Annotated in this window: 24 protein-coding genes; 8 read left to right on the plus strand and 16 right to left on the minus strand. The window is 51.7% G+C overall.

Annotated elements, in window-relative coordinates; translation table 11 throughout:
* Position 1 precedes the first annotated feature (1 nt).
* Entirely contained in the window at positions 2-979 is a 978-nt protein-coding gene (locus tag DUE52_RS18365) for a radical SAM protein (protein WP_114407496.1), read from the plus strand.
* 45 nt (positions 980-1,024) lie between these two features.
* On the opposite strand, the gene DUE52_RS18370 is transcribed toward DUE52_RS18365, so the two are convergent.
* Positions 1,025-2,446 (minus strand): histidine kinase, encoded by a 1,422-nt coding sequence (locus tag DUE52_RS18370; protein WP_114407497.1) that lies wholly within the window; start codon positions 2,444-2,446, stop codon positions 1,025-1,027.
* Positions 2,447-2,584: 138 nt separating this feature from the next.
* On the minus strand, positions 2,585-3,697 hold the full coding sequence (locus DUE52_RS18375; RefSeq protein ID WP_114407498.1) for a T9SS type A sorting domain-containing protein: 1,113 nt from the start codon (positions 3,695-3,697) through the stop codon (positions 2,585-2,587).
* A gap of 122 nt (positions 3,698-3,819) precedes the next feature.
* Between DUE52_RS18375 and DUE52_RS18380 the strand changes: the two genes are divergently transcribed.
* A complete protein-coding gene (locus DUE52_RS18380) occupies positions 3,820-4,641 on the plus strand; it encodes an enoyl-CoA hydratase-related protein (RefSeq protein ID WP_114407499.1) in 822 nt (273 codons plus the stop codon).
* 101 nt (positions 4,642-4,742) lie between these two features.
* Here the strand turns inward: DUE52_RS18380 and DUE52_RS18385 are convergent, their stop codons facing one another.
* The 9 genes from DUE52_RS18385 to DUE52_RS18425 form a co-directional block, all read right to left on the minus strand.
* Positions 4,743-5,201 carry a nuclear transport factor 2 family protein gene (locus DUE52_RS18385; RefSeq protein ID WP_114407500.1) on the minus strand — a complete coding sequence of 153 codons (459 nt, stop codon included), beginning with the start codon at positions 5,199-5,201 and terminating at the stop codon, positions 4,743-4,745.
* 249 nt (positions 5,202-5,450) lie between these two features.
* The gene (gene accC, locus DUE52_RS18390) at positions 5,451-6,794 is read right to left on the minus strand and encodes an acetyl-CoA carboxylase biotin carboxylase subunit (protein WP_114407501.1); all 1,344 of its coding nucleotides are present in this window, start codon (positions 6,792-6,794) and stop codon (positions 5,451-5,453) included.
* A 113-nt stretch (positions 6,795-6,907) separates the two neighbouring features.
* Positions 6,908-7,378: an acetyl-CoA carboxylase biotin carboxyl carrier protein gene (gene accB / locus DUE52_RS18395; protein ID WP_114407502.1), complete on the minus strand. Its 471-nt coding sequence runs from the start codon at positions 7,376-7,378 to the stop codon at positions 6,908-6,910.
* Positions 7,379-7,469: 91 nt separating this feature from the next.
* Positions 7,470-8,033, minus strand: coding sequence for an elongation factor P (gene efp, locus DUE52_RS18400; protein ID WP_114407503.1), 564 nt, complete (start codon positions 8,031-8,033; stop codon positions 7,470-7,472).
* Positions 8,034-8,149: 116 nt separating this feature from the next.
* Complete coding sequence (locus tag DUE52_RS18405) at positions 8,150-9,136, minus strand: beta-ketoacyl-ACP synthase III (RefSeq protein ID WP_114407504.1); 987 nt, start codon at positions 9,134-9,136, stop codon at positions 8,150-8,152.
* A 113-nt stretch (positions 9,137-9,249) separates the two neighbouring features.
* Complete coding sequence (gene plsX / locus DUE52_RS18410; protein WP_114407612.1) at positions 9,250-10,188, minus strand: phosphate acyltransferase PlsX; 939 nt, start codon at positions 10,186-10,188, stop codon at positions 9,250-9,252.
* 185 nt (positions 10,189-10,373) lie between these two features.
* On the minus strand, positions 10,374-10,568 hold the full coding sequence (gene rpmF / locus DUE52_RS18415; RefSeq protein WP_114407505.1) for a 50S ribosomal protein L32: 195 nt from the start codon (positions 10,566-10,568) through the stop codon (positions 10,374-10,376).
* A 79-nt stretch (positions 10,569-10,647) separates the two neighbouring features.
* Positions 10,648-11,193: a YceD family protein gene (locus tag DUE52_RS18420; protein ID WP_114407506.1), complete on the minus strand. Its 546-nt coding sequence runs from the start codon at positions 11,191-11,193 to the stop codon at positions 10,648-10,650.
* 65 nt (positions 11,194-11,258) lie between these two features.
* A complete protein-coding gene (locus DUE52_RS18425; RefSeq protein ID WP_165840970.1) occupies positions 11,259-12,770 on the minus strand; it encodes a glycosyltransferase family 39 protein in 1,512 nt (503 codons plus the stop codon).
* A gap of 226 nt (positions 12,771-12,996) precedes the next feature.
* Between DUE52_RS18425 and DUE52_RS18430 the strand changes: the two genes are divergently transcribed.
* Together DUE52_RS18430 and DUE52_RS18435 are read left to right on the plus strand one after the other, a co-directional pair.
* Entirely contained in the window at positions 12,997-13,545 is a 549-nt protein-coding gene (locus tag DUE52_RS18430) for a phosphatase PAP2 family protein (RefSeq protein ID WP_229312219.1), read from the plus strand.
* Between the two features lie 296 nt (positions 13,546-13,841).
* Positions 13,842-15,140, plus strand: coding sequence for an anthranilate phosphoribosyltransferase (locus DUE52_RS18435; protein ID WP_114407509.1), 1,299 nt, complete (start codon positions 13,842-13,844; stop codon positions 15,138-15,140).
* On the opposite strand, the gene mog is transcribed toward DUE52_RS18435, so the two are convergent.
* Positions 15,141-15,677: a molybdopterin adenylyltransferase gene (gene mog / locus DUE52_RS18440; RefSeq protein ID WP_114407510.1), complete on the minus strand. Its 537-nt coding sequence runs from the start codon at positions 15,675-15,677 to the stop codon at positions 15,141-15,143.
* 92 nt (positions 15,678-15,769) lie between these two features.
* On the opposite strand from mog, the gene DUE52_RS18445 reads away from it, so the two are divergent.
* Positions 15,770-17,413 carry an ArnT family glycosyltransferase gene (locus DUE52_RS18445; protein WP_114407511.1) on the plus strand — a complete coding sequence of 548 codons (1,644 nt, stop codon included), beginning with the start codon at positions 15,770-15,772 and terminating at the stop codon, positions 17,411-17,413.
* A gap of 62 nt (positions 17,414-17,475) precedes the next feature.
* Here DUE52_RS18445 and DUE52_RS18450 read toward each other — a convergent pair whose 3' ends face one another.
* Positions 17,476-17,898 carry a DUF1801 domain-containing protein gene (locus DUE52_RS18450; RefSeq protein ID WP_114407512.1) on the minus strand — a complete coding sequence of 141 codons (423 nt, stop codon included), beginning with the start codon at positions 17,896-17,898 and terminating at the stop codon, positions 17,476-17,478.
* Positions 17,899-18,052: 154 nt separating this feature from the next.
* On the opposite strand from DUE52_RS18450, the gene DUE52_RS18455 reads away from it, so the two are divergent.
* Positions 18,053-19,621, plus strand: a complete 1,569-nt coding sequence (locus DUE52_RS18455; RefSeq protein WP_114407513.1) for a M81 family metallopeptidase — start codon at positions 18,053-18,055, stop codon at positions 19,619-19,621.
* A 19-nt stretch (positions 19,622-19,640) separates the two neighbouring features.
* Here DUE52_RS18455 and DUE52_RS18460 read toward each other — a convergent pair whose 3' ends face one another.
* From DUE52_RS18460 to DUE52_RS18470, 3 genes are all read right to left on the minus strand, one after another.
* Entirely contained in the window at positions 19,641-20,222 is a 582-nt protein-coding gene (locus DUE52_RS18460; RefSeq protein ID WP_114407514.1) for a hypothetical protein, read from the minus strand.
* Between the two features lie 45 nt (positions 20,223-20,267).
* Positions 20,268-21,206, minus strand: coding sequence for a CPBP family intramembrane glutamic endopeptidase (locus DUE52_RS18465; protein ID WP_114407613.1), 939 nt, complete (start codon positions 21,204-21,206; stop codon positions 20,268-20,270).
* A 105-nt stretch (positions 21,207-21,311) separates the two neighbouring features.
* A complete protein-coding gene (locus DUE52_RS18470) occupies positions 21,312-22,313 on the minus strand; it encodes a polysaccharide deacetylase family protein (RefSeq protein ID WP_114407515.1) in 1,002 nt (333 codons plus the stop codon).
* Between DUE52_RS18470 and DUE52_RS18475 the strand changes: the two genes are divergently transcribed.
* Positions 22,276-23,169 (plus strand): DMT family transporter, encoded by an 894-nt coding sequence (locus tag DUE52_RS18475; protein WP_114407516.1) that lies wholly within the window; start codon positions 22,276-22,278, stop codon positions 23,167-23,169. The two genes, DUE52_RS18470 and DUE52_RS18475, sit on opposite strands and share 38 nt — an antisense overlap.
* A 9-nt stretch (positions 23,170-23,178) precedes the next feature.
* Positions 23,179-24,168, plus strand: a complete 990-nt coding sequence (locus tag DUE52_RS18480; protein ID WP_114407517.1) for an NADPH:quinone oxidoreductase family protein — start codon at positions 23,179-23,181, stop codon at positions 24,166-24,168.
* Positions 24,169-24,174: the final 6 nt, after the last annotated feature.

The raw sequence follows: 24,174 nt of genomic DNA on the forward strand, positions 1-24,174 counted from the left end.
CATGCGCCTGGTTTCTCACCCCGTTCTCTGCAATTACTACATCACCTATCGCTGCAACGCGACCTGTAGTTTCTGCGACATTTGGGAGCGTCCCTCGCCCTACGTGACGCTGGAGAACATGCGCGACAACCTGCGGGACTTGAAGCGGCTGGGTGTCCGGGTGATCGATTTTACGGGGGGCGAACCCCTGCTACACCGCCAACTGGACGACCTGCTCCGTGAAGCCAAAAACCTCGGGCTCATTACAACCATTACGACCAACGGGCTGCTGTATCCGAAATACGCTGAGCGGCTGCACGGTCTGGTCGATATGTTGCATTTTTCGCTCGATTCGCCGATTGCCGAAGAACACGACAAATCGCGGGGCGTCAAGTGTTTCGACAAAGTGATGGAATCCATCGCCATCGCGAAACAACTGGGCGAACGGCCGGATATTCTGTTTACGGTTTTTGAACACAACGTTCACCAGATCAAACAACTGCACGAAGAAATCTGTCTGCCGAACGACCTGGTTCTGATCCTGAATCCGGTTTTTGAATACAACGACGTTGAAACCGGGGGCGGTTTTTCGGAGAAAACGTTGCAGGAAATGACGTGGTGGGGCAAACAGAAAAATGTGTACCTCAACGACGCCTTCATCCAACTCCGGCGCGACGGCGGCAACCACGTCGACGACCCGGTTTGTCTGGCCGGCAGCACCACGCTGGTGATTTCGCCCGAAAACAAACTGGTGTTGCCCTGTTATCACCTCGGCCTGAAAGACCTTCCCATCGACGGCAAGCTTTATGATCTCTATCGCTCTGATGAAGTGCAGAAACTGATTGCACTGGAAGGTCGGCTGCCGGGTTGCGAAGGCTGTGCCATCAATTGCTACATGCAGCCTTCTTTTGCCGTTGAAATGAACCGGTATTGGTGGAAAGCCCTCCCCAGCACCTTAAAATACAACCGCATCAAAGGAACCTGGAAACAATTGTTCTGAGACCACAGAGTCGGCTTCCCGGTAGAGTCACCGAAGTTTTACTCCTTACTCAGTTTCAGACCTCGCCGATAGAACGGGTAAGTGAATTTCTACCTTCGTACCGGTTGGCTTCTGTTCGGCATCCACTTTATCAATGATAACGACCTGGCTTGGTTGACCGGTTTGCTGGTGAATGAGCTGCAATCGCTCTTCGGTTACCTTCAGTCCCACACTCGTATGCGAGGAAACGGTTTTACTCTTCAGTTCAGCCGCCTTCTGACGGCCCACCCCATCATCTTCGACACTGCAGTCCAGTCCATGCTTGTTGGGCTGGATGTAAACGGTGATGTTGCCCCGGCTTTTCTTATAAGCAATGCCGTGCAGAATAGCATTCTCGATGTAGGGCTGGATAATCATCGGCGGAATCGACACCGCATCTTGAAACAGGGCAGGGTCGGTCCTAATAGAAAAGTCAAATTTATTACTGAAGCGGAGCTGCTCTAATTCTAAATACAATTGCAACTGTTCGAGTTCGCTGGCCAAGGTCACCCACTCCTGCCGGGAATTCTCCAGAATGAGCCGCATGAGCCGGGAGAACTTCACCAAAAACTTATCGGCGTTGTCGCTGTCATTTTGGAGAACAAATAACCGAATAGCGTTCAGTGAGTTATAAAAAAAATGCGGGTTCATTTGTGACCGCAGCGCCTTTATCTGAACAGCCGAAATCTGCTGCTGTAATTTTTCGGCCACCAACTCAGCTTCGATCTGTTCACGTTGGTGCCGCTCGCGTTCGCGGGCAAGTTCCTGTTCAACAATGGCACTCTTGATGGCCCCCTGTCGCTGGCTATATCCCAACAATAAGGTAAAACAGGTTAACTCCCCAATAATTCCAAACTCCAGATAGGTGAGCGGAGCGAACAAAAACGAGTTGGCATTTATTTTATAAACCTGTCCCGTTGACATGATCATGGAGGCAACGGCACCCGCCAGCAACAGACCGGAACCCAAAGCCAGGTAGCGCGGTACAACGCCCTTCAACCGACTGATTTGTGGAATGGCGTATGTCGCCAACCCGATGATAATCAGACGTATCAGGGCATGAGCCAGGGTATAGAGCGGTTCGTTCCAATACGCAAAACAGACCACCCCAATCAGCACAACGTAGCCCAGAATGAGGAGCCGGGTCCAGTCAAACAGCCACAATAAGCGTGGAATAGTACGGCGGAGTTGAAGCAGAGAGTCAATAAAACTGAAGTACACCACATACGCCAGCATAGGGACCGTGGCACGAACAAAATTTTGGGCATTCGTCGAAAGGGATGCACTTAAGCCGTCTACCCGCAGGCTGAAGTAAACCAGCCAGGCCAGCATGTATAAGGCATAAAAACCGTAGATACGCTCCCGGTAGATATTCCACTGCACCAGGTTTAGCAGGAGTATCGAACTGACCATACCCGTAAACAGCAGGTTCCAGGTAGTGAAATGCATGAAGTGAGAATAAGTTGGTAAAGCTACGGATCGAAATAAAGTGTAATATAGAGCCTACCTACCCAAAAGTGCAATTTTCCTGCGGTTGCCGGACAAACTCTTTGCCGGACAACTCATTTTTCATCCGTGACAGGACCGTTATTGCTTGATTACCGCGTTGGTATAAATCCGCCCGCGCGCCGACGTCCGGATCAAATACAATCCCGGGGCGAGTTGCTCATTGCCAATGGCCTGCTGGTGTTCCAAAACCGTCTTGTTTTCAGCAATTTCCTGAATGATTCTTCCCTGGCTATCCAGCAATTGAAAGGATGCGGTGGTCGGTTTATGACTTTTCAGGACAATCTGAAAACGGTTTTGCGAGGGGCTTGGGTAAACCGCAATGGATAAATCCCGGTCGTCGATGCGGTCTTCCAAAGCCGTCAGCAAACCGCGTTCCAGCGCTGGTTCGTAGGGGGGAATGGTGCCGGGATTGCCGCCGGTTTGGTCGATGACCCGGGTCACCAAATCGAAAAGTGTGGTACTGATCCGCTGGCCGTTTCGCCACTCTTCGGCCACAATGGCAAAATCGTAGGTCCCAACCTGCGTGGGTGCATCCCAGGTCACCTGCCCGGTTTTGCCATCAACCTTAAAGGTTCCTTTTCGGGTTATATCGTTGGGAAAGCTGTAGTCGGAAAGCGCCTGACTGCTTTTGCCACAATCACCGTTCCTGACCCGAACCAAATAATGCGCAACACTGTCGCCATCAGCGTCTTTTCCCTGAAAATTGTACATGGCTTTTTGGTTAACCGGAACCGTCAGACTACTGAGGGCTGGTCCCTGAAAAACCGGAAGCGTATTGACAACTGCTGCCGAAAACGTAGTTTCCAGATAGAGGGGTACGGTAAGCGCATTAGGCAGATTGCTGAGTTCAGACCGATTGCGAAGTTGCGTGGAAACCGTATACGTTCCCGAGCCCGTTCCACTGTACGTATGCGTAACTTTATAGACATTTAAACTAATCCCGTTCTCAAGCAGGGTTCTGGAATACCGCGGAATTTCCAAATCGCCGGAACCGTCGCCGGTACAAAACGAAATTGGATTACTCTGATCAACAGCCGTTCTACCATATACCTCATCCATGTACACCTGAACCGAAAACTCGAAGGTAAGCGAAGCCGAAACCCGTCTGACCTGAATATACCCCCCGATCAGGTGGGTACCGAATACGGGTAAGGTGCTCAAAACCAGCAAAAGTGTAGTGATCTTTTTCATACGGGCGGGGAAAAGGAAGGATAGGATGATACCAGCAGTTGATCATTTATTTTGAAACGGAGAAGGCAATTTTGTAGTATTACAACTGGCAACTATTCACGATCTTTTACGATTGATATACAATGCTTTATACCCCCGAGCAAACCGCCGGTTTTTCAGCCCATTCATTTCAGCATTTGCTGACGAATCTGGATGATCACGTGCTGACCCTGACGCTCAATCGCCCTGAAAAGAAAAATGCGCTGAACCCCACGCTGCTGAACGAGCTGGCATTTGCACTGGCTTATGCTCACTACGAAAAAGACGTTTGGCTGGTGGTGCTGGCGGCTACGGGCGATGTTTTCTGCGCGGGCATGGATCTGAAAAGCCTGTCGTCCAGCGAGCCAAACCCGCAAACCGTTCCTCGGCCCTCCGGCCCGGTGCGGCTGGGTGAGTTGCTGGCGGGTCTGCATAAACCGTGTATTGCCAGGGTGCAGGGAGCGGTGTATGCCGGCGGTTTTCTGCTGGTGGGCGGCAGTACGCACGTTGTGGCCGTCGATACCGCTGCGTTCAGCTTACCGGAAGTAAAACGCGGTCTGTTTCCGTTTCAGGTCATGGCGGTTCTGCTCGACATCATGCCCGGACGGACAGCTCTGGATCTGTGTCTCCGCGCCCGGACGCTGTCGGCAGCCGAAGCCCGGGAAGTGGGTTTGGTAACGGAAGTCGTTTCGACGGCTCAACTGGACGAAACCGTTCAAAAAGTGGTGAACGAATTGAAACAGTATTCCCCAACGGCGATGCAGTTTGGTTTACGGGCTTATCAACAGCTAAAAAATATTCCTCAAGATCAGCATCAGGCATTTCTGCACGAGCAATTTCAGCAGATTCAACAAACCGCCGATGCGAAGGAAGGCATGGCGGCTTTTTTAGAGAAGCGATTGCCAAGTTGGGGGAAAGAAAAGTAATTTCAAATGCAAAATGAGTAATGAAAAATGTAAAAGTATTTCAAAAGCGCCTGGCAACTTTTACATTTTTCATTACTCATTTTGCATTTGAAATTAACTTTTTACAAATCCGGACAGCCTTCCCGTCGCCGGGTATCAATAATGGCCTGGATTTTCCAACCGCCGTTCAGTTTCACCAGCGTAAAAACATTGACGCCACAGTGACTTTTCTGGCCGTTGAAGTAGAAAACATACGGCGTCCAGGCGATGGCCAGTTCAGCATCGATCCTGACTTCATAGGCCGAAAGCCGCTCGTCGAGTGCCCCCGGTTTCTGTTTGCCAACCGACGCAATAAAGTTGGGAATCGATTCACTCCGCACACTGACCGCCCCCTCTTTGTTTTTAGCAATACTTTGAAGCGATGCTGTGGGCACAAAAACCGCTTTGAAGAGAGTCGTGTCGGCCTTCCGCATTCCGTCGAATAGCTGGGATATGGCGGCACGGACGGCTTTTTCGTCGTCGGACTGCGCCAAAGCGGATAATGAAACCAGGCTGCATACAATCAGTAGTGCTTTTCTCATCGGATAAAGTAGCTGCATTTAACCTAAATATACTGATTCCGAATCATTTCATACAACACACGCGAATCCGCTCACCGCTGTTGTGAAACAAATCCGGTTCAAAGTCCGCTTTTCGAAAGAGATGCCAGGGGTTGATAGGCATTATTCGGCAAAATGGCCTCTGGGGAATGAGGTAACGGATCATAAAAAAGCCGGAAGTTGGAGACAACTTCCGGCTTTACATCCCTACGGATTTGAGTCCGAAGACAGTTATAAGGTGCTAAAATCAAATCCTTCCAAAAACGAAGTCGTAAACTGACCCGACTGGAACTTGGGGTCGTCCATCAGTTTGATGTGGAACGGAATGGTGGTTTTGATGCCTTCGATCACCACTTCCTGCAACGCCCGTTTCATGCGGGTAATGACCTCCTCGCGCGATTGACCCGACACGATGAGCTTCGCGATCATCGAGTCGTAGTTCGGCGGAATGGTGTAGCCACTGTAGACGTGGCTGTCGATCCGAATTCCGTGCCCACCCGGAAAGTGCAGGTTCGTGATCTTGCCCGGTGAAGGCCGAAAACCATTGGCGGGATCTTCCGCATTGATGCGGCATTCCATCGCGTAAATTTTCGGTGTATAGTTTTTTCCGGAAATCGGCGTTCCGGCAGCGACTTTAATTTGCTCCTTAATCAGGTCAAAATCCGTCACTTCTTCCGTTATGGGGTGTTCCACCTGAATCCGGGTGTTCATCTCCATAAAGTAGAAATCGCCGTGTTTGTCCACCAGAAACTCGACCGTTCCGGCGCCTTCATACCCGATGGCCGACGCGCCTTTGATGGCCGCTTCCCCCATTCGTTCCCGCAGTTCGGAACTAACCACCGGCGAAGGCGTTTCTTCGACCAATTTCTGGTGCCGACGCTGAATGGAACAATCGCGCTCCGAGAGATGGCAGACTTTGCCGTATTGATCCCCAACGATCTGGATTTCAATGTGGCGGGGTTCTTCCACGAATTTCTCCAGATACAGGCCGTCGTTGCCAAAGGCAGCCCCGGATTCCATCTTGGCGTCGAGCCAGGCTTTTTCAAATTCCAGCTCGCTTTTGATGATCCGCATCCCGCGACCACCGCCCCCGGCGGTAGCTTTGATGATCACCGGATAGCCAATTCCGGCCGCCAGCCGCTTGCCTTCTTCTACTGACTCCAGCAGTCCTTCCGACCCCGGAATAATCGGCACCCCGGCAGCTTTCATGGTCGCTTTGGCCGTCGCCTTATCGCCCATTGCGTTGATTTGCTCGGCCGTCGCTCCAATGAACTTGATACCGTAATCGGCGCAGATTTGCGAAAACTCCGCATTTTCAGACAGAAAACCGTAGCCCGGATGAATGGCATCGGCACTGGTTACTTCGGCAGCAGAAATAATGCTGGGAATATTCAGATAGGATTGGCGGCTCGGCGGAGGACCGATGCAAACGGCCTCGTCGGCAAACCGCACATGCAGGCTATCGCGGTCGGCGGTCGAATAAACCGCCACCGTCTTGATGCCCATCTCGCGGCACGTCCGGATGATCCGCAACGCAATTTCGCCCCGATTGGCGATTAGGATTTTCTTGAACATATATTTTTGAATGAGCGAATGAGCGAATGAGTGAATGAGTGAATAGCTTCGCCAATTACCTGCATTCTGCGAAGCTATTCACTCATTCACTCATTCGCTCATTCACTCATTGATTAAATAGGTTCGACTAGGAACAACGGTTGATCGTATTCGACCGGCGTAGCGTTTTCGACCAGGACTTTGACAATCCGGCCCGCCACTTCAGACTCGATCTCGTTGAAGAGTTTCATGGCTTCGATGATGCAAACCGTTTTCCCCGGTTTCACCTCGTCGCCTATTTCCACGAATGACGGAGAGTCCGGACCCGCTGAGCGGTAGAAGGTTCCGATCATGGGCGATTTGATGGTCAGGTAGTTGTTCGCTTCTGCTTTGGGAGCCGGAGTGGGCGCAGGGGTCGAAACCGCCTGTGGAGCAGCGGGAGCCGGTTGTTGCAGGACGGGTTGCGCAAGCGGCTGAGCCGAAGAAACCGGAGTCTGACCGTATCGTTTTACGTTCAGTTTCAGCTCGTTGGTTTCAATACTGACCTCATCCAGTCCCGATTGGGCGATGAAATCAATAAGATTCTGAATGTCTTTCGTGTCCATGTTTTTCTAAATGATGAAGGATGAATGATGAGCGATGAATGAAAAGACTGGAAACCATTCATCGTTCATCGTTCTTCATTCATCATTCTTTTTATTTAACTCGTTCTACGTAATCGCGGGTACGGGTATCGACTCGGATTTTGTCACCCTGTTCGATAAACAGCGGTACCATAATGGTGGCACCGGTCGACACGTCTACTTTCTTTTTGGCGCTGTTGGCCGTATCGCCCCGGATTCCCGGTTCTGAATAGGTCACTTCCAATTCCACAAAAGGCGGTAATTCGCACGTCAACGGCGTATCGGTTTCGGCGTTGATCAATATTTCAACTTCCTGGCCTTCTTTCATCAAATCAGCCCCCTCAACAATTTTATCCGTCAGATTGATCTGATCGAACGTTTCATTGTCCATGAAATTATAGCCTGCCTCATCTTTATACAGGAACTGAAATTTCCGGCGTTCTACCCGTACCGGATAAATCGTCACCCCGGCGTTGAACGTATTGTCGAGTACTTTACCCGACGTTAAACTTTTCAGTTTGGTACGGACAAAAGCGCCACCTTTTCCGGGCTTAACATGTTGAAATTCAGTAATCTGGAACAGGTCGTGGTTAAATTGAATAACGAGTCCGTTCCGAATGTCTGCGGTCGTTGCCATGGTTTTGAACTATGATTATACTGATTATACTGATTAACCTGAACCGGACTATGCTAATTTTAATGATTACGCAATTTTTAAATCATAGTTAATCAGTGTAATCCGGGTTCAGACAATCAAATTGCCCACTTCAGGTAAATTGCTCCCCAGGTAAATCCGCCACCAAAAGCGGCCAGAATCAAATTATCGCCCTTGTTCAACTGCGATTCGTAGTCGAACAGGCAAAGCGGGATGGTTGCTGCGGTGGTATTGCCGTATTTATGAATATTGAGCATGACCCGGTCCATGCCCAGGCCCATGCGGTTTGCGGTGGCTTCAATAATGCGTTTGTTCGCCTGATGCGGTACCAGCCAGGCGACATCGCTGCCTTTCAGGTGGTTGCGCTCCATGATTTCGGCGGATACGTCGGCCATATTCTTGACCGCAAATTTAAACACCGACGGTCCGTCCTGGTAGACGTAGTGCCAGCGTTTATCGATGGTCTCGTGGGTGGGTGGGTAACGGCTTCCGCCGGCTTTCTGAACCAGATGGTTCTGGCCGGAACCATCGGAGCGAATGATGGAATCGATGATGCCGTTGTCTTCCGTTGTGGGTTCCAGCAAAACCGCACCGGCACCGTCGCCAAACAACACGCAGGTGGTTCGGTCGGTATAGTCGACAATGGCCGACATTTTATCGGCACCCACCACAACCACTTTCTTGTATTTTCCAGTTTCGATGAACTGAGAACCAATCGTTAGCGCATACAGAAAGCCCGAACAGGCGGCCTGAATATCGAAGCTCCCGACGGCCCGGATGCCGGTCATGTCACAAATCAGATTGGCCGTCGACGGAAAAACGTAATCCGGTGTGGTGGTGGCACAGATCAGCAGTTCAATTTCTGCGGGTTCCGTACCGGTTTTAGCCAGCAGGCCTTCCACGGCTTTGGCCGCCATGTGCGACGTGCCCAGGCCTTCACCTTTCAAGATATGCCGTTCTTTGATACCGGTGCGGCTGGTGATCCATTCGTCACTGGTATCCACCATTTTCTCCAACTCCGCGTTGGTCAGGATGTAGTCCGGTACATAGCCGTATACGCCCGTAATTGCCGCTTTACTGTTCATACTCGGGGGTGCAATCAATTTTACAGACAAGAGAGGATAGACATGAGACAAGAGAATTCGATCGTACTTGTGCCGGAATCTTTTGTCTCATGTCTGTCCTCTTTTGTCTCATTTTAACTTAAAGCCTGTGCGATTTTCGTATAAGCGTTGGATTCTACCTGCTTTTTTGCCAGACTAAGCATATTTTTAATGGCCAACGGCGACGAGATCCCGTGGGCAATAATGACATTTCCATTAACACCCACAATCGGACTACCACCCACTGATTCATAGTTGGTTTTGTCCGTAAACTCGTGGCTCAGGCCCAGTTCTTTGGTCATTTCGTAAATCGACTCGCCCATTTTGAACAGGATATTGCCCGTAAAACCGTCGGTTACGATCACGTCCGCTTTGTCGCGGAAGAAATCGCCCCCTTCCATATTACCGACAAAATTGATTTTCCGGCTGTCTTTCAGCAACTGATACGCGGCCTGGGCAATCAGCGATCCTTTTTGTTCTTCCTCACCGATGTTCATCAATGCCACGCGGGGTTTGTCGATCCCGAACGTGTACTGGGCGTAGATAGAGCCAATTTCGCCAAATTGCAGCAGCATTTCCGGTTTGCAGTCGGCGTTGGCACCAATATCGACAATAACGGCAAAACCGCCACTAAGCTGGGGAACAAAACCGGCAATGGCGGGTCGCATGACGCCTTCGATCGCTTTGATACTGAACAGGGCTCCCACGTGCATGGCACCGGTATTGCCCGCACTGCAAAAGGCATCGACTAACTTGTCACGTAAAAGTTTAAACCCAACTCCGATGCTGGAATTGGGTTTTTGCGAGAGTGCCTTGGTGGGGTGCTCTCCCATTTCAACCACATCTTCCGCATGAACAATTTCCACGCTGGAACCTGCGTACTTATATCGTTGAAGAAGGTCTTCAATTACCCGTTGCTTGCCCACCAATACGATGGTAACGTCACTCGGTAAATCTTTAGCGGCCATCACGACTCCTTCCACAATTGCGTCCGGAGCGAAATCGCCACCCATAGCGTCGACTGCGATTCTCATTGAACCAGGTTTGGGTGCGCTGAATTGGTAAACGAACGTGTAAAAATAGTAGTTGCCCGGCAATAAAAAAGTATTTCACGTTCATCCGGTGCAGATTCCTGTGAAATACTTTTTACCCCCAACCCCGCAAAAGAGGTTTTCGATACGCTGAAAAAAGCCCCTGCGTGGGGTTGGGGGCTAGAATGTCAGGCGGTTGGTGCGTAATTTTCAATCATCACCTTGCCTTTGTAATACAGGTTGCCTTCGAAAACGTGCGCTTTGTGACGAATGTGAATCTCGCCCGTCGTCGCATCGAAAGAGAGCGCCTTCGGGGTCAGTTTATCGTGCGTTCTACGCTTGTCCCGGCGGGTGGTTGAATGTCTGCGTTTGGGATGTGCCATAATTGTATCTTGTCAATTGTCAGTAAGTCTTGCCATTCTCCCACCGCCGGAACGGTTGCTGGAGTGATAACAAATTGTATTAATTATTATTCAGTTTTCGTAATGCTTCCCAACGGGGGTCAACGGGCGGCTCAGGGGTTTCGTCATCGGGCCCCGGAGCGTCCGACCGGTATACCACCTTGCCTTCCTGCTCCTCATCCTCGTCGTTTTCTTCCTGCCGGAACCGGGGATGCAGTTTTTTCATCGGCAACGACAGCACGATAAAATCGAAAAGGTAGCGCGCAATGTTAATTTGCTGCGTCTCCCACAGAATCAGTTCGATTTCGTCGGTCAGTTCCTCCACGCGATCCGAAAATTTCAGAAACAGTTGTTCCTCAATATCAATCGGCTCGTCGAACGGATCCAGGCTGCGGTCACAGATGAGCCCCACCGTTCCCTGGATATGGAAATTCAAGTGAATCATCGACGACGACTTGGTCAGAACCAAATGCGTCTTGAATGACCCGCTTTGAATCAGTTCCTGATCCATGGCCTCGAAAAACGCATCGCCGGATTCAAAGTCAAACTCGTACGATTTGTCTTCAAGACTGCTAATGGGGATGGTGTATTTTTGCAACTCCTTCACTATCGTCTCAAAATAGTCCGCAAAGTTACGAACTATTTCTGAATCCTAAAAGACTAACTATCAATTTACAGTCTCTTTGTTGAGACGGGTGGGGCCGACCGGTGGTAGAGGACGTAACTTTTCATCGAAACCGAAACGGGTTGATAGCCGGCAGCGGTCAATTGCGGATGCTGGGCATCCCGGCACGTCGCGTCAGCCAGGAAATAGGCCGGCTTTTTCGCCAGCGTCGTCATTTCAAGGCGGTGGTAGCGTTGCAGATATGAATGGAGCAAGACACTGGCCATCATTTCCGGGCAAACCCCCAGTCTGGTATTCGACGGAACGACCGATCCGATGGTGTGAACGTCGGCCAGAATGGCCCGGTGGCTTTGGTAGGGCGTTCCGGCAATGCTGATTCCGTAGAGCCCGGAGCCGAGACACGCCATCCAGCCCAGCGCCAGGAAGATCCTCAGACCGGTTTTCGGCAACCGAAACGTGAGTTTTACCAGTTGCGGCCCTATCCACGCTCCTAACCCCAGCGCCATATACGGAAGTGCAGGGACGATGTAATATTCGATCTGTTTGGTGGTAGCCATAATGGGTAGCGTCGAAGCCAGCCCCAAAGCCATATAAAACCGAATTATCCCCGAAAGCGGACGAATCGCTTCCCGTGATTTCAACCAGAACCGGTTCAGAAGCCACAAAACCGCCAGAAGCACCAGGGCCGGTGCCAGGTTGGTCAGCAAAACTTTCACAATGAATGTTCGACCCAAGGAGCCTGAGGTATCACCGTAGACCTCGCGTTTTCCGTTCAGGGCCGCCCACACCTGCTGGTTAAAGTAGGTATGCAGGAAAATCCGGGCCGGTTCATACAGCAACAAGAGCGACAGCAGCAGCGCAAAACCACCGATCAGCAAAAACGTCCAGCGGGTTGCCTTCGCGAGTTCCGGGGTTGGGCGGCAAAATAATCCGTATAGCCCCGGAACCGCCAGCACATGCAGACTCACCGGGCCTTTGGTAAGAAAAGCCGCCAGCAAGGCCAAAATGGCCACCGTAGCCATTAGAAACCATTTTTTGGGATTTTGCCAGCCTTCAATCGTATATTTGACGGTCAGCAGACAGAACAGGCTCATCGTTACGTCCAGGTAATTTTGCGCATAGGTCCACTCTGTGAGCGGAAACGTAAACAGGAGAAAAACCGGTAACCATTCCCAGCGGTACAATGGATGGTCGGTCGGAACGAGTTGCCGCCACAACTGAACCATCAGGACAAGGATCAGTAGAAGCACGACGAAACAATAGACCCGTTCGGTGACGTAAGTATCGCCGAGAAGTCTGAAAAACCAGGACTGGATGTAAAACAACAGGGGAGGATGTTCGTAAAACGTTTCGGTCCGGTTAAACGGCAGCCAGAACGAACTGGCAAAAACCGGCGACCAGAATGACCCTTTTCCGATGGCCATATTACGGGAAAGTGCCGCGTAGGTGAGGCCGTCGGCCCACATGCCTTCGCGCAGCAAACGGCGAAAAACAATAAAAGCACCCCAGGCAACCGTAAAAAGCCAGCCAATCCGGCGATAGGCGACTGTCGTGGGCAATATGGAAACAAAACCAGGCAATGAAACAGGACCCATATAACGCCGAGTGTAAAACCGCATCAAGATACTTTCTAATTCATCTTTTTTCACACCGTTCCCTTATTTCTGCCCGTTAATACCGCTATTTATGGAAATTGTATCCAGAAATCGTTCTTTTTTCATAGTCTACTTCCTTTGCCTGGCAACAGTCAGTGTGTTGATGCTGCTCTATAGCAAGACTGAGCTTATGCAATGGGTGAATGGACACCACGCGCCCCTGGCCGATCTTTTTTTTCAGAATGTCACGTACCTGGGCGATGGCGCCTTCTCCGTTCTGATCATCATCATTCTCCTGTTCCGGTCGTTCCGGTTTGCCCTGATGGGGGCGGCCTCGTTTCTGCTGTCGACCCTGATTACCCGCGTACTGAAGCAGCTCGTTTTCTCGGATTCGTTGCGTCCGTTGAAATATTTCGAACATTCGCCCTGGCAATACCGGATCATCGACGGCCTCGACATTCACAGTTACAACAGTTTTCCGTCGGGCCACTCGACCACTGCTTTTGCGGTTTTTTGTCTGTTAGCCCTGCTCGACGATCGCAAAAGCCGGGGCTGGTTTTTTGCCGCGCTGGCGGTCATCACGGCCTATTCGCGGGTATACCTCTTTCAACACTTTGTGGAAGATGTCTACGTCGGCTCGCTGATCGGCACCGTTTCCTCCATTTTCGTTTTCTGGCTCCTGAGCCGCCACTGGGACCAAAACCCACAAAGCTGGCACGATCGGCGGTTGCGGTTTTAAGCCAAAAAATTGCACATACAAAAATAGTCCCGAAATAATCACATCGAATCGGTAAATAGTTCGATTGTTTGCCTTTTACGTATATACCTGCCTCTGCGGGTTTCAGAAATACCTTGTACATCCAGCTTTCCGATTTGGCAAAACAACCTATTTCCCAAAAAATAGGTTGTACAAATGGGTTTATATCAATAATTATTTGGTATTTATCAAATATTCAGCTTAAAAATAATCTCAGTTATCAACAAAACGTATCTCTTTTCGTAATTTCAGCTTGAAATCCAAGGTTCTCCATTATTATGCTTCAAACGCCATCCATTGCTGATCCAACCACCACAGCCTTAGGTCGGGGTATTCAGCACATTGGTTTCGGCAAGTTGGGCCGCCGACCCCTACCACCTGCTTTGATGGAAGAATGCCGACAGGAGTTGGTGTCAGGCCACGCTGATCCGTTGCAAAAGGGTGCTTTTTTGGGGGCTCTGCTGGCAAAAGGGCCGATGCCGGAAGAACAGTCACTGGAGCAGGTTTTCGGGAAAGGGGCTTTTTTGAACCCAACGTATTTTATCAATAAAGTATGCCCTGATCTGCCCACAAACCTCTTTCCCATTGCCACCAAACTTCTGAAAGGCCATATTCTCCGCGCCAGCGAAGCGCATCAGTTGGGAAACTTTCTGTTTTTGAATGACGATTGTGAAACATTCAAAGGCATGGCTATCAACATTTTGCGTATCCGCATCGAATCCAACGACGAATACAAAGGCTTCTATAATGCCGCTATGGAAACCATCACGCCCGGTTTTCGGCAACTAAGCTGTGTCGATCGTCCGCTGGTTCAACTGGCCGAACCGTTCGATGGCGTGGAGCATACGTACCTGATTACCCCGCTGCTGGCCCATTTTTTCGAACAGCGCGGCTACGGCGCCCTATCAGTCGTTGGCCGAACGCCGGGGCCGAAATATACCCTCAATGCCCACGATCTGTATCTCTACCTGGGGTGTCAGATGTTGCAGAGCAACCACGAAATCAACACGCCACCGGAACCATTCGGCTGGGTGCTCGATCAGAAAGCCCTCTCGCCTGCCCTGAACCGCTGGGTCGACCGCCGTCGGCTCATGCTCAAACGCCCCTTTCTAGCAACGCTCGAAAAAATCCTGAACCCGTGCAGCGCCCGGATTCTGGTAACGCCGGTTTTTCAGGTTCCCTTTCAGATGAAAATGGCGGAACTGGCACTCATGGCCGGTTTTGATGCTGTCATTGTGATGAAACGCGGTCTGGAAGGCAGTCTTTCGCCGTCGACCAGCCGGAGCAGCGGCATTCTGTGCGCCGTCCGAACCGCCCGCGGTCACCTGTTCTACCAGCATTTCGATGCCGACTTGCCCGCCTTTGCCGAATACCGCACAGCCAGTGACGAAATCGTGATGAACCTGCAGGTTAACGACAATGCCCGGCTCATCCGCGATTTCATGAATGAAGGCGAAACCGCCAACGACGACTTCGACAACCGCGTCCGCTTTACGCAGGCCTTGCTAAGCCGGGGCATGGACTGGATCGAAGGGCAACTGGATGGGCGGACCATGAAAGACGTCCGGTTGAGCTAATCAGGTCGATTTGGGCCGAAATACCTTCATAACGTCCGGGTTGGTCGTCAGAAACGGGCCGCCAATCAAATCGATGCAATACGGAATGGCTGGAAAAACCACCGACAGACATTGCTCAATCGCCGTCGGTTTTCCGGGCAAATTCAGCATCAGCGTCTGGTTGCGAATCCCGGCGGTTTGGCGCGACAGAATGGCCGTCGGCACGTATTTCAGACTTTCCTGCCGCATCAGTTCACCAAATCCCGGCATCATTTTCTGACAAACTGCCTCGGTTGCTTCCGGTGTCACGTCGCGCAGTGCCGGGCCGGTACCGCCGGTGGTCACCACCAGACAGCAGCCTTCCGCGTCGGCGAGTTCGATCATCGTGGCTTCCAGTTGGGGTTGCTCGTCGGGAATTACCCGATACACCGGCTCCCAGTCACAAGTCAGGTATTTTGTCAACAAACTCACCACGGCTTTGCCGGGAATGTCTTCGTAAATGCCCGCGCTGGCCCGGTCAGACACATTGATTACACCGATACGAATTGGAGTTGCCATGGAAAGCCTTTTAGAATGATGGCGCAAAGATACGCGCAAGCGCGCGACGGAACGGCTAGTTTCTGTACTTTTGCGAAATCAATCCCAACGCTATGCCCCGAATTCCGTCCCGTTTTATTCCCGTATTGCTGGTTCTGGCCGGAGCGTTGTTCTATTTCCCGTTTCTGGGCCGCGTTCACCTCTTCGACTGGGACGAAATCAATTTTGCCGAGTCGGCGCGGGAAATGATCGTGACGGGCAACTACACCCGGGTTCAGATCAACTTTCAGCCGTTTTGGGAAAAACCACCCCTGTTTTTCTGGCTGCAGGTGCTGGCCATGAAGGCGTTCGGCATCAACGAGTTTGCCGCCCGGTTTCCCAATGCCGTCATGGGTATTGTTACGCTGCTGGTTCTGTATTTCGTGGGAAAAAAGAGTGTCGATGAGCGGTTTGGTCTCCTATGGGCGCTGGCGTATTTCGGTTCCTTAACGCCCCATCTGTATTTCAAATCCGGCATTATCGATCCAACCTTCAACCTGTTTATCTTCCTGAGTGTCTGGCTCATCGCCCAGGCGGTGTCGGCTTACGGCACGTCCAAAGCCACCCGGCTGGCGGCTTTTTCGGGGCTGTTCGTCGGGCTGGCGGTGTTAACCAAAGGCCCCGTGGGCGGTTTGCTGGTCGGTCTGACGTTTCTGATTTACTGGGCCATTCAGCGGTTTCGTCCGATCCTCAGCTTTCTAAACGGTTTGTTGTTTTTTGGTTGCGGGCTGGCCGTAGCCTCGGTCTGGTTTGGTCTGGAACTGGTCAAGAACGGTTTCTGGTTTTTTGAAGAATTTTTCCGCTACCAGATCCGGTTGTTCTCCACGCCCGACGCCGGGCACCAACAGCCGTTTTATTATCATTTTGTGGTGGTTTTGCTAGGCTGTTTTCCCATGTCACTGCTGGCGATTCGCGGTTTTTTTTCGGGTGCTCGTCCAGATTTTAACGGTCCGGCGTTCCGGCGCTGGATGATCATTCTGTTTTGGGTCGTGATGATCTTATTCTCCATCGTCAAAACCAAAATCGTTCACTATTCTTCGATGGCCTGGTTTCCGGTTTCCTACCTGGCCGCTACGGTTTTGTACCAGTATCTGAATGGGGCTTTGAAATGGAACCGCTGGCTAACCATCGGCATTGCCGTCATTGGTGGCGTATTGGCCCTCCTGATTACGGCCTTGCCGCTGGTCGGGATGAATGCCGCTGACCTGATTCCGTACATCAAAGACCGGTTTGCGGCCGCCAACCTGACCGCCCCCGTCGAATGGCAGGGCTGGGAATGGATCATCGGGACGGTTTATGGGCTGATCATTTTGGGGTTGTTAGTGCTGCGGCAAAAACGGCCCGTCGGCAGTGTGGTGACGTTGTTTCTGGCCACACCGGTTTTGTTGTGGTTTGTATTACCGGCGATTGTTCCCAAAATTGAACGGTATACGCAGGGCGCGGTCATTGATTTTTACGAAGCCAAACAGGGGCAGGATGTTTATATCGAACCCATTGGTTACAAAAGCTATGCGCACCTGTTTTATTTCCGGAAACAACCGCCAACCAATCCCAACAGCTACCGGGAAGACTGGCTGATCAACGGCCTAGTCGATAAACCGGCATTTTTCGTCACCCGCAACATCAACATTGATCAATACCGCTATCATCCGAATCTGGAAATTATTCGGGAGGAAGCCGGTTTTGTTTTTCTGCGGAGAAAACCGGCGTTCAAGTAATTGAAGGTCGTAGCCCGTTTTGCCAACAAACGGGTCAGTTTATTACTGCGCAGCAAAAACGATCAGGTGGTTTGATACCGATCTTTCAGGTATTTCACCGAATTCTGCACCATTTGGCCCAGGACTTCCGTGTCAATATCCTCCAGTTTTTGGATGTAAATGCAGCCTTTCCCGGTTTTGTGCTTGCCGAATCGTTGTAACAATGGCTCTTTCTGGTCGAAATCGGAAGCCATGTACAAGGTAATGGCATTGGCACGGGAAGCAAGCCCAATCAGCGGGGCGTCACCTTCATGTCCGCTCTCATATTTGTAATGGTAACTACCGAATCCGACGATGCCCGCGCCCCACATTTTAGGTTCAAGCTCGGTTTGTGCGGTGATGAAGGCAACCAGTTCCGTGCAATCGCTGCGTCGTTTCTCATGTGCAATCGCATTCAGATAAGCGGATACGCTATGCTCGGTTTCCGTTGTTTTATTTTTTGCCATGATCGTCGGTTTATCGCAGTCAGCTACCTTCTAAAAATAGTAAAAACGGCTCATATCGTGCCAGAAAATTGAACGACAGGTTGAATTTATAGTAGCTAAAAGACAGATTCAGCCAGAAATTTTAAAGATGGGCGAAATGCTTTAACTTGTAACTATGAAACAACTCTTCTTCGTGGCAGTTTGGCTTTTGGTGGCTCAGGCCGCGTTTGCCCAACCGACCAACAACACTGGTGCACCGAAGTTGCCCCGCATCGCCATCGCCGGGTTAGGCATCGAATCCAGCACGTTTTCTCCGGCGGTTACCCACGAAGAAGCTTTTCACGCCCGCTACGGCGGGGAGATCTACAACGCTTACCCGTTTATGATGCCGATTTCGCCCCTGCGCAAACAGGCGGTTTGGGTTCCCACCATCGTCGGCAAATCGCTGCCGGGCGGAGCCGTGACGCGGGAAGCCTACGAATCGCTGGTCAGCAAAACGCTGGATTCGCTCAAAAAATACGGCCCCTACGACGGGTTGTATTTTGATATTCACGGAGCCATGAGCGTCAAGGGGCTGGATGACCCTGAAGGCGATTTCATTACCCGAATCCGCAAAGTAATCGGCTATAAAACCCTCATTTCTACGTCGATGGATTTGCACGGCAACGTGTCGTGGCGGCTCGCCCAAAATACGGATTTGATGACCTGTTACCGGATGGCTCCGCACGAGGACGCCATGCAAACCAAAGAACGGGCCGTGGTCAACCTGCTGGAGCGCATCAAAAGCGGCAAGGGAAAACCGGCCTACAAAGCCTGGATTCCGATCCCGATTTTGTTGCCGGGCGAAAAAACGAGTACGCGCATCGAACCCGGCAAAAGTCTGTATCAACAGGTGGCTCCCCTGGCCGACCACCAGACTGGCATTGTCGATGCGGCCATCTGGATTGGTTATGCCTGGGCGGATGAACCCCGTAACCATGCCGTGGTGATGTCGGTCGGTGATGACAAAACCAAGGTTATTCAAACGGCCGAGAAACTGGCGCAGGCGTTCTGGAAAGTCCGGAATCAATTCGATTTCGTTGCCCCGACGGGTAAACTGGAAGACGTTCTAGCCAAAGCCCTGGTCAGTCAGAAGCATCCTTTTTTCATCAGCGATACCGGCGACAACCCGACGGCGGGTGGTGCGGGTGATGTCACCTGGACGCTTACGCAGATTCTGAAGCGTCCGGAATTTCAGCGGGCGGATGGCCCGTCATTGATCTACGCGTCGATTCCCGATCCGGAACTGGTGAAAAAGGCGATGGCTGCGGGCATTGGTGGACAGGTAGAAGGCGTTGCGGGTGCGCGGGTAGATGCCCGGTTTGCGCCACCGGTTCCGCTGAAGGGCACCGTCGAAGCCATTGTAAAAGGCGATATCAACGCAGAAGTTGAGGTGGTCGTGAAAGTAGGCAGCGTGCATGTCATCGTTACCCAAAAACGAAAACCGTATCACAAGGAAATCGACTTCACCCGCTTAGGCCTGAATCCCCGCCAATCGGACATTGTCGTCGTCAAAATCGGTTATCTCGAACCGGAACTGTATGCTATGCAGGCCGACTGGATCATGGCGCTGACACCCGGCGGTGTCGATCAGGATTTGGCGCGATTACCCTACAAACGGATCAAACGACCGATGTTTCCCTTCGATGCCGCGATGAAAACTCCGGATTTGTCGGCGAAACTGGTGCCGTTGTCGGGGGAATGACGGCAGATCCCTTTCCGGTCTAATATTTCACCCCAATTCCCTCAAAATAAGCATCCAGATGCTCCAGATCGCATTCCGATGTGATGGCAGCGACGGACGGACGGGCGATGGTCAAACGGGACGTTTGCTCCGGCTCACAACGGGCATTGGTTCCTACAGCACGAATCGCCAGGGCCACGCAATCACCCAGTTGCCAGCTTTCGCTCTCCAGAACCAGGCGCTTCGCATTGCGCTGGTCGCACAAGGCAAGGCGCCTGGTCGGTCTCTTTTGGCCTTTGCCGTATTGCGCAACGAAAACCGTTTGCAACGGCTCATCGAACTCGCAGGTAATCCGATACAGGCGGTTTTCGTGAAAGACCAGAAATAACGCAGCAATCGTAATTCCCTGCAATTCAACAGTATCAGCTTTGAAAACGCGAATATTCGTGCAGGGCAGGGCAAGCGTTCCCTTGACGACCACCAGCTCCTGTTCCTGAAAACTGGGCTGGTGCAAAGAATCTGGCGTCATGATCCCAATTCGAAACGGCCCCAATCCGACCCCATTCGACTGGCTGTAGAGTGGATACGAAAGGAGAAACAGGAACAGAAGAAGATATTTCATGGATGGCAATTTCGTGGAAACAGGCCAAATCGCAAGAAACCGGGCTTATTTCCCCAACCCCAACTGCAAAAAAGCGGTCAGTTCCATGAGCCAGGCCACGCCCAGGTGAATGATAATACCGCCCCAGATGCTGCGGGTTTGGAGCGCAATGACGCCCAGAATGTAGCCGCCAAAAATGGAGCTGACCGTTTCGCCAGGCGGTTTTCCGAAGTGAATGAAGGCATACGTAATCACCATTGGGAAAACCGCGCCCCGGCCCAAAATCCGCGCCATGCCGATCACCAGAAAACCGCGAAACATCAACTCCGTCGGTACAAAATCCCAGCCGTAGGCCAGTTCATACACCAAAGCCGTTACCCATTCCGGCACGTTGAAAAACTCGTTGGCGTTGGTGTCGCGGTAGGTTGGATACGATTCCAGAAAAGACGGCTGGAAAGATGCGTAGGTAATCAACGGCACCATACACAACAGCAGAACGAAGTAAATTTTCAGCCCTTTCCACTTCGGCCGCATGCCGTAAAACCCGTTCGATTCTTTTTCGACGAAGTTGTAAAATAAAATCAGTGGCAACAAAACCGTCAGCAGCGACTGCCAGTTGCGCAGGCAATAGAACGCAAACTGGTAAATCTGACCGTCAAAAACCGTGTGACTCCAGTCATTGAATCCGTAAAAACCGGCGTACCAGCTATAGATCGTCAGACCCGTCAGACTATACACCCAGAAATCCCGCCGTCGCCAGATGTCCAGCCGCTGGTGAAAGCGCGTCCATAACCACACCCCGGAATAATAGGCAAACGCATACAGCAGAAAATAGAACAGAATCCGGATGTTTTCGCCCCGATACGCGTCGATGTAACTATCCTCAAAATCCAGGTAATAATTGATGCTGATGCAAACCGCCAGAAACACAGCGGCTGCGGCATATAAGTCGGCGCGAAAGTCGGCTTTCAGGTGTTCGCGGAGGGATCGGATCAGGGTACGCATGGTGGTCCAAAGGTGGTGGAAAGCCGCCGGCAAAACAAAGCCGTTCTGGTGGGAAAGTCAGGATGTCCGGATGAATCGGAACGGATGGAACATGAATTGTTCCAGCTACTTTTCCTCGGCTAGCTTGGTCACCATCGCCGGGACTTCTGGTTCACCTTTGAAAAACGCGCCTTTTTTGCCCTGCGTCAGCGCCCAGCGGTGCATCCACGAAATCCCGCCTTTGCCAATGTAACCATCTTTCGAACGGTAGGCTCCGTCGTTCAGGGCTTCTTCCAGCGAAATAAAGGTGTAACCGCTCTGACTCAGCCGTTTCAGTAAATCGCCCATATAAACCGCATTGATCGTGTTGGCGTGCGTCAACAGCGTCTGCGGAATGGGTCGGCCAAAAAGCGAATCCGACTGCGCTTCGTAGTAGCGAACATAGGCCGTCATGTAGTCCAGATACTGCCGACCGACCTCGGCCGCCGACGCGGTATCGCCTTTCAATAGTGCATTGTCGTAGGCGTGGGAAAACAGAAAATCATAATTATCGACTGTTACAGGAGCTTCACGGTAGTTGTGTTGCACAAGAAACCGCTCCAGGGAATCTTTTTTAGCGGGCGTTTCTCCCTTGCGGAGGAACGGATGCCGAAAAAACCGGAACGGTTTTCCGCGTTGTTCCACCAGTGGTTTGACGATTTTCTCCCCGCCCATTACTTCGTCCAGGTAGTCCGGGATCGTAATAACCGTGTAGTCTTTGTGCGAAAACGTATGATTTCCGAGTTCCAGCCCGGCATCGAGCCACAATTTTAGTACATTGACCTGATTTGGATCGGGAGCACCATTGCGGTATAACCACTGAGAAACCACAAACCCGATGGCCGGCACACGGTGCGTCTGAAAATGCCGGACCAGTTTTTGATTCATGATCAGCCGACCGTCGGGGGTTCGGTAATAGCTGGTCACCCCCGGCAGATCATCGACGGTGATCACGATTTTTTTCTGCGCCCAGAGTTGGGAAGTCAGTAACCAAAAACCGATAAAAAGCCGGAAACGCAGCTTGAAAGCCTGATTTGTAGATCCGATTATGATGTTGTTATTCGCCCTTACTTTAACTACCGTTGCCATTCTTGTTCGCATTGTATCGAGCCCTTTATCGAATGTTTTCCAGAAACAACTCACCCAACGCGCTGCCGAACCCCTGTTTGTCTCCTCCGCAACCTATGGCTTTTTGAGCATATTAACAATCCCGTTCTGGTCTGAACTGGAGTTGGCCGAGCTACCCCCCGCATTCTGGTGGGATGTGCTCGTTTTCAACCTGATCGGCGTCCTGGGAAATGTTCTCCTGATCAAAGCCATCCGAACCGGCGAGTTATCCGTTCTCGGCCCGGTCAATGCCTACAAATCCGTCGTCAGCCTGGTGCTCGGCATTCTGTTACTCAACGAAATACCCAGTTGGATGGGTGTGGTGGGCGTTCTGCTGATTGTTGCCGGGAGTTACGTGGTTTTGGGTTCCGGCCAGCGCAGACGCGGTTTCTCGCTGGACATTCTGAAAAAACCGGAAATTCAGTTTCGCCTGATCGCACTGGTTTGCTCCGCCATCGAAGCGGTTTTCATCAAACGCGCCATGCTCTTGTCCACGCCCATGACCACCTTCGTGCTCTGGTGCGTGCTCGGTTTTCTGTTCTCCTTCGGTTGGGTACTGCTGACGTTGCGCAGTCGCTGGAACGAACAGATCCGGGTCTTTTCTACCTACAAAGGGACCTATGCCGCGCTGTTTGTTGCAACGGGACTGATGCAGTTTTCGACCAATACGGCGTTTGGTGGCATGCAGGTTGGGTATGTACTCGCCCTGTTCCAAACCTCGGCCCTGCTCAACGTCCTGTTTGGCTACCAGTTTTTTAAAGAACAGAACATCGTCCAGAAACTCATCGGCGCGGTTATTATGGTGACCGGGGCGGTTTTGATTGTCGTTTTTAACTAGATATAACCCATGAAAGCCGTCCTCTGCCATCAGTATGGCCCGCCCGAAACCCTGACTGTGGAAGAAACCGCGTCGCCGAAAGCATCCCCGGGCAAGTTGGTAATTCAGATGAAAGCCTGCGGGGTGAACTTTCCCGACACCCTGATGATTCAGGGGAAATACCAGTTCAAGCCACCGTTTCCGTTCTCGCCCGGTGGCGAAGTGGCCGGGGTGGTCAAAGAAGTGGGCGAAGGCATCACGCACCTGAAACCGGGTGATAACGTCTTTGCACTCACCGGCTGGGGCGGTTTTGCCGAAGAGGTGCTGGCCGACGGTTTCAAGACCTTTCCGATTCCGCCGGACATGGATTTTGTCACGGCGGCCTCGCTCATGTACACCTACGGCACGTCATACCACGCGCTGAAAGACCGGGCCAACCTCCAACCCGGCGAAACCCTGCTGGTGCTGGGAGCCGCCGGGGGGGTTGGCCTGGCCGCCGTTGAACTGGGCCGGATCATGGGCGCAAAGGTGATTGCGGCCGCTTCGACCGACGAAAAGCTGGAGCTCTGCCGCCAAACCGGCGCGAGCGATACCATCAACTACAGCCGCGAAGGCCTCCGCGAACGACTTAAGGAAATTACCGGCGGCCCCGGCGTCGATGTCGTGTATGATCCTGTTGGTGGTAGCCTCACCGAAGCGGCTTTGCGCTCCGTCAGTTGGCGCGGGCGGTATCTGGTCGTGGGCTTTGCGGCTGGTCAGATTCCGGCTATTCCGCTCAATTTGCCTCTCCTGAAAGGCTGTTCGGTGGTTGGCGTGTTCTGGGGCGCGTTTGCCGAAAAACAACCGAAAGACAATTTTAAAAATGTTCAGGAGTTATTGGCGTTTTATGAACAGGGACAGATGAAGCCCCACATCCAGGCGGAATACCCGCTCGATAAAGTACCGCAGGCGCTAACTGAAATGATGAACCGCCAGGTGATGGGAAAATTAGTCATTACGCCAAAAAACTTTCACCCCTAAATCCCC

Origin of the sequence: Larkinella punicea, from assembly GCF_003334855.1 — a bacterium.
In the GTDB taxonomy this organism is placed as follows: domain Bacteria; phylum Bacteroidota; class Bacteroidia; order Cytophagales; family Spirosomataceae; genus Larkinella; species Larkinella punicea.

Bases quoted from the DNA above. Each gene is read 5' to 3' on its own strand.
- DUE52_RS18365 (WP_114407496.1), top strand. From the start codon at position 2: ATGCGCCTGGTTTCTCACCCCGTTCTCTGCAATTACTACATCACCTAT.
- DUE52_RS18370 (WP_114407497.1), bottom strand. From the start codon at position 2,446: ATGCATTTCACTACCTGGAACCTGCTGTTTACGGGTATGGTCAGTTCG.
- DUE52_RS18375 (WP_114407498.1), bottom strand. From the start codon at position 3,697: ATGAAAAAGATCACTACACTTTTGCTGGTTTTGAGCACCTTACCCGTA.
- DUE52_RS18380 (WP_114407499.1), top strand. From the start codon at position 3,820: ATGCTTTATACCCCCGAGCAAACCGCCGGTTTTTCAGCCCATTCATTT.
- DUE52_RS18385 (WP_114407500.1), bottom strand. From the start codon at position 5,201: ATGAGAAAAGCACTACTGATTGTATGCAGCCTGGTTTCATTATCCGCT.
- accC (WP_114407501.1), bottom strand. From the start codon at position 6,794: ATGTTCAAGAAAATCCTAATCGCCAATCGGGGCGAAATTGCGTTGCGG.
- accB (WP_114407502.1), bottom strand. From the start codon at position 7,378: ATGGACACGAAAGACATTCAGAATCTTATTGATTTCATCGCCCAATCG.
- efp (WP_114407503.1), bottom strand. From the start codon at position 8,033: ATGGCAACGACCGCAGACATTCGGAACGGACTCGTTATTCAATTTAAC.
- DUE52_RS18405 (WP_114407504.1), bottom strand. From the start codon at position 9,136: ATGAACAGTAAAGCGGCAATTACGGGCGTATACGGCTATGTACCGGAC.
- plsX (WP_114407612.1), bottom strand. From the start codon at position 10,188: ATGAGAATCGCAGTCGACGCTATGGGTGGCGATTTCGCTCCGGACGCA.
- rpmF (WP_114407505.1), bottom strand. From the start codon at position 10,568: ATGGCACATCCCAAACGCAGACATTCAACCACCCGCCGGGACAAGCGT.
- DUE52_RS18430 (WP_229312219.1), top strand. From the start codon at position 12,997: ATGCAATGGGTGAATGGACACCACGCGCCCCTGGCCGATCTTTTTTTT.
- DUE52_RS18435 (WP_114407509.1), top strand. From the start codon at position 13,842: ATGCTTCAAACGCCATCCATTGCTGATCCAACCACCACAGCCTTAGGT.
- mog (WP_114407510.1), bottom strand. From the start codon at position 15,677: ATGGCAACTCCAATTCGTATCGGTGTAATCAATGTGTCTGACCGGGCC.
- DUE52_RS18445 (WP_114407511.1), top strand. From the start codon at position 15,770: ATGCCCCGAATTCCGTCCCGTTTTATTCCCGTATTGCTGGTTCTGGCC.
- DUE52_RS18450 (WP_114407512.1), bottom strand. From the start codon at position 17,898: ATGGCAAAAAATAAAACAACGGAAACCGAGCATAGCGTATCCGCTTAT.
- DUE52_RS18455 (WP_114407513.1), top strand. From the start codon at position 18,053: ATGAAACAACTCTTCTTCGTGGCAGTTTGGCTTTTGGTGGCTCAGGCC.
- DUE52_RS18460 (WP_114407514.1), bottom strand. From the start codon at position 20,222: ATGAAATATCTTCTTCTGTTCCTGTTTCTCCTTTCGTATCCACTCTAC.
- DUE52_RS18465 (WP_114407613.1), bottom strand. From the start codon at position 21,206: ATGCGTACCCTGATCCGATCCCTCCGCGAACACCTGAAAGCCGACTTT.
- DUE52_RS18475 (WP_114407516.1), top strand. From the start codon at position 22,276: ATGTTGTTATTCGCCCTTACTTTAACTACCGTTGCCATTCTTGTTCGC.
- DUE52_RS18470 (WP_114407515.1), bottom strand. From the start codon at position 22,313: ATGGCAACGGTAGTTAAAGTAAGGGCGAATAACAACATCATAATCGGA.
- DUE52_RS18480 (WP_114407517.1), top strand. From the start codon at position 23,179: ATGAAAGCCGTCCTCTGCCATCAGTATGGCCCGCCCGAAACCCTGACT.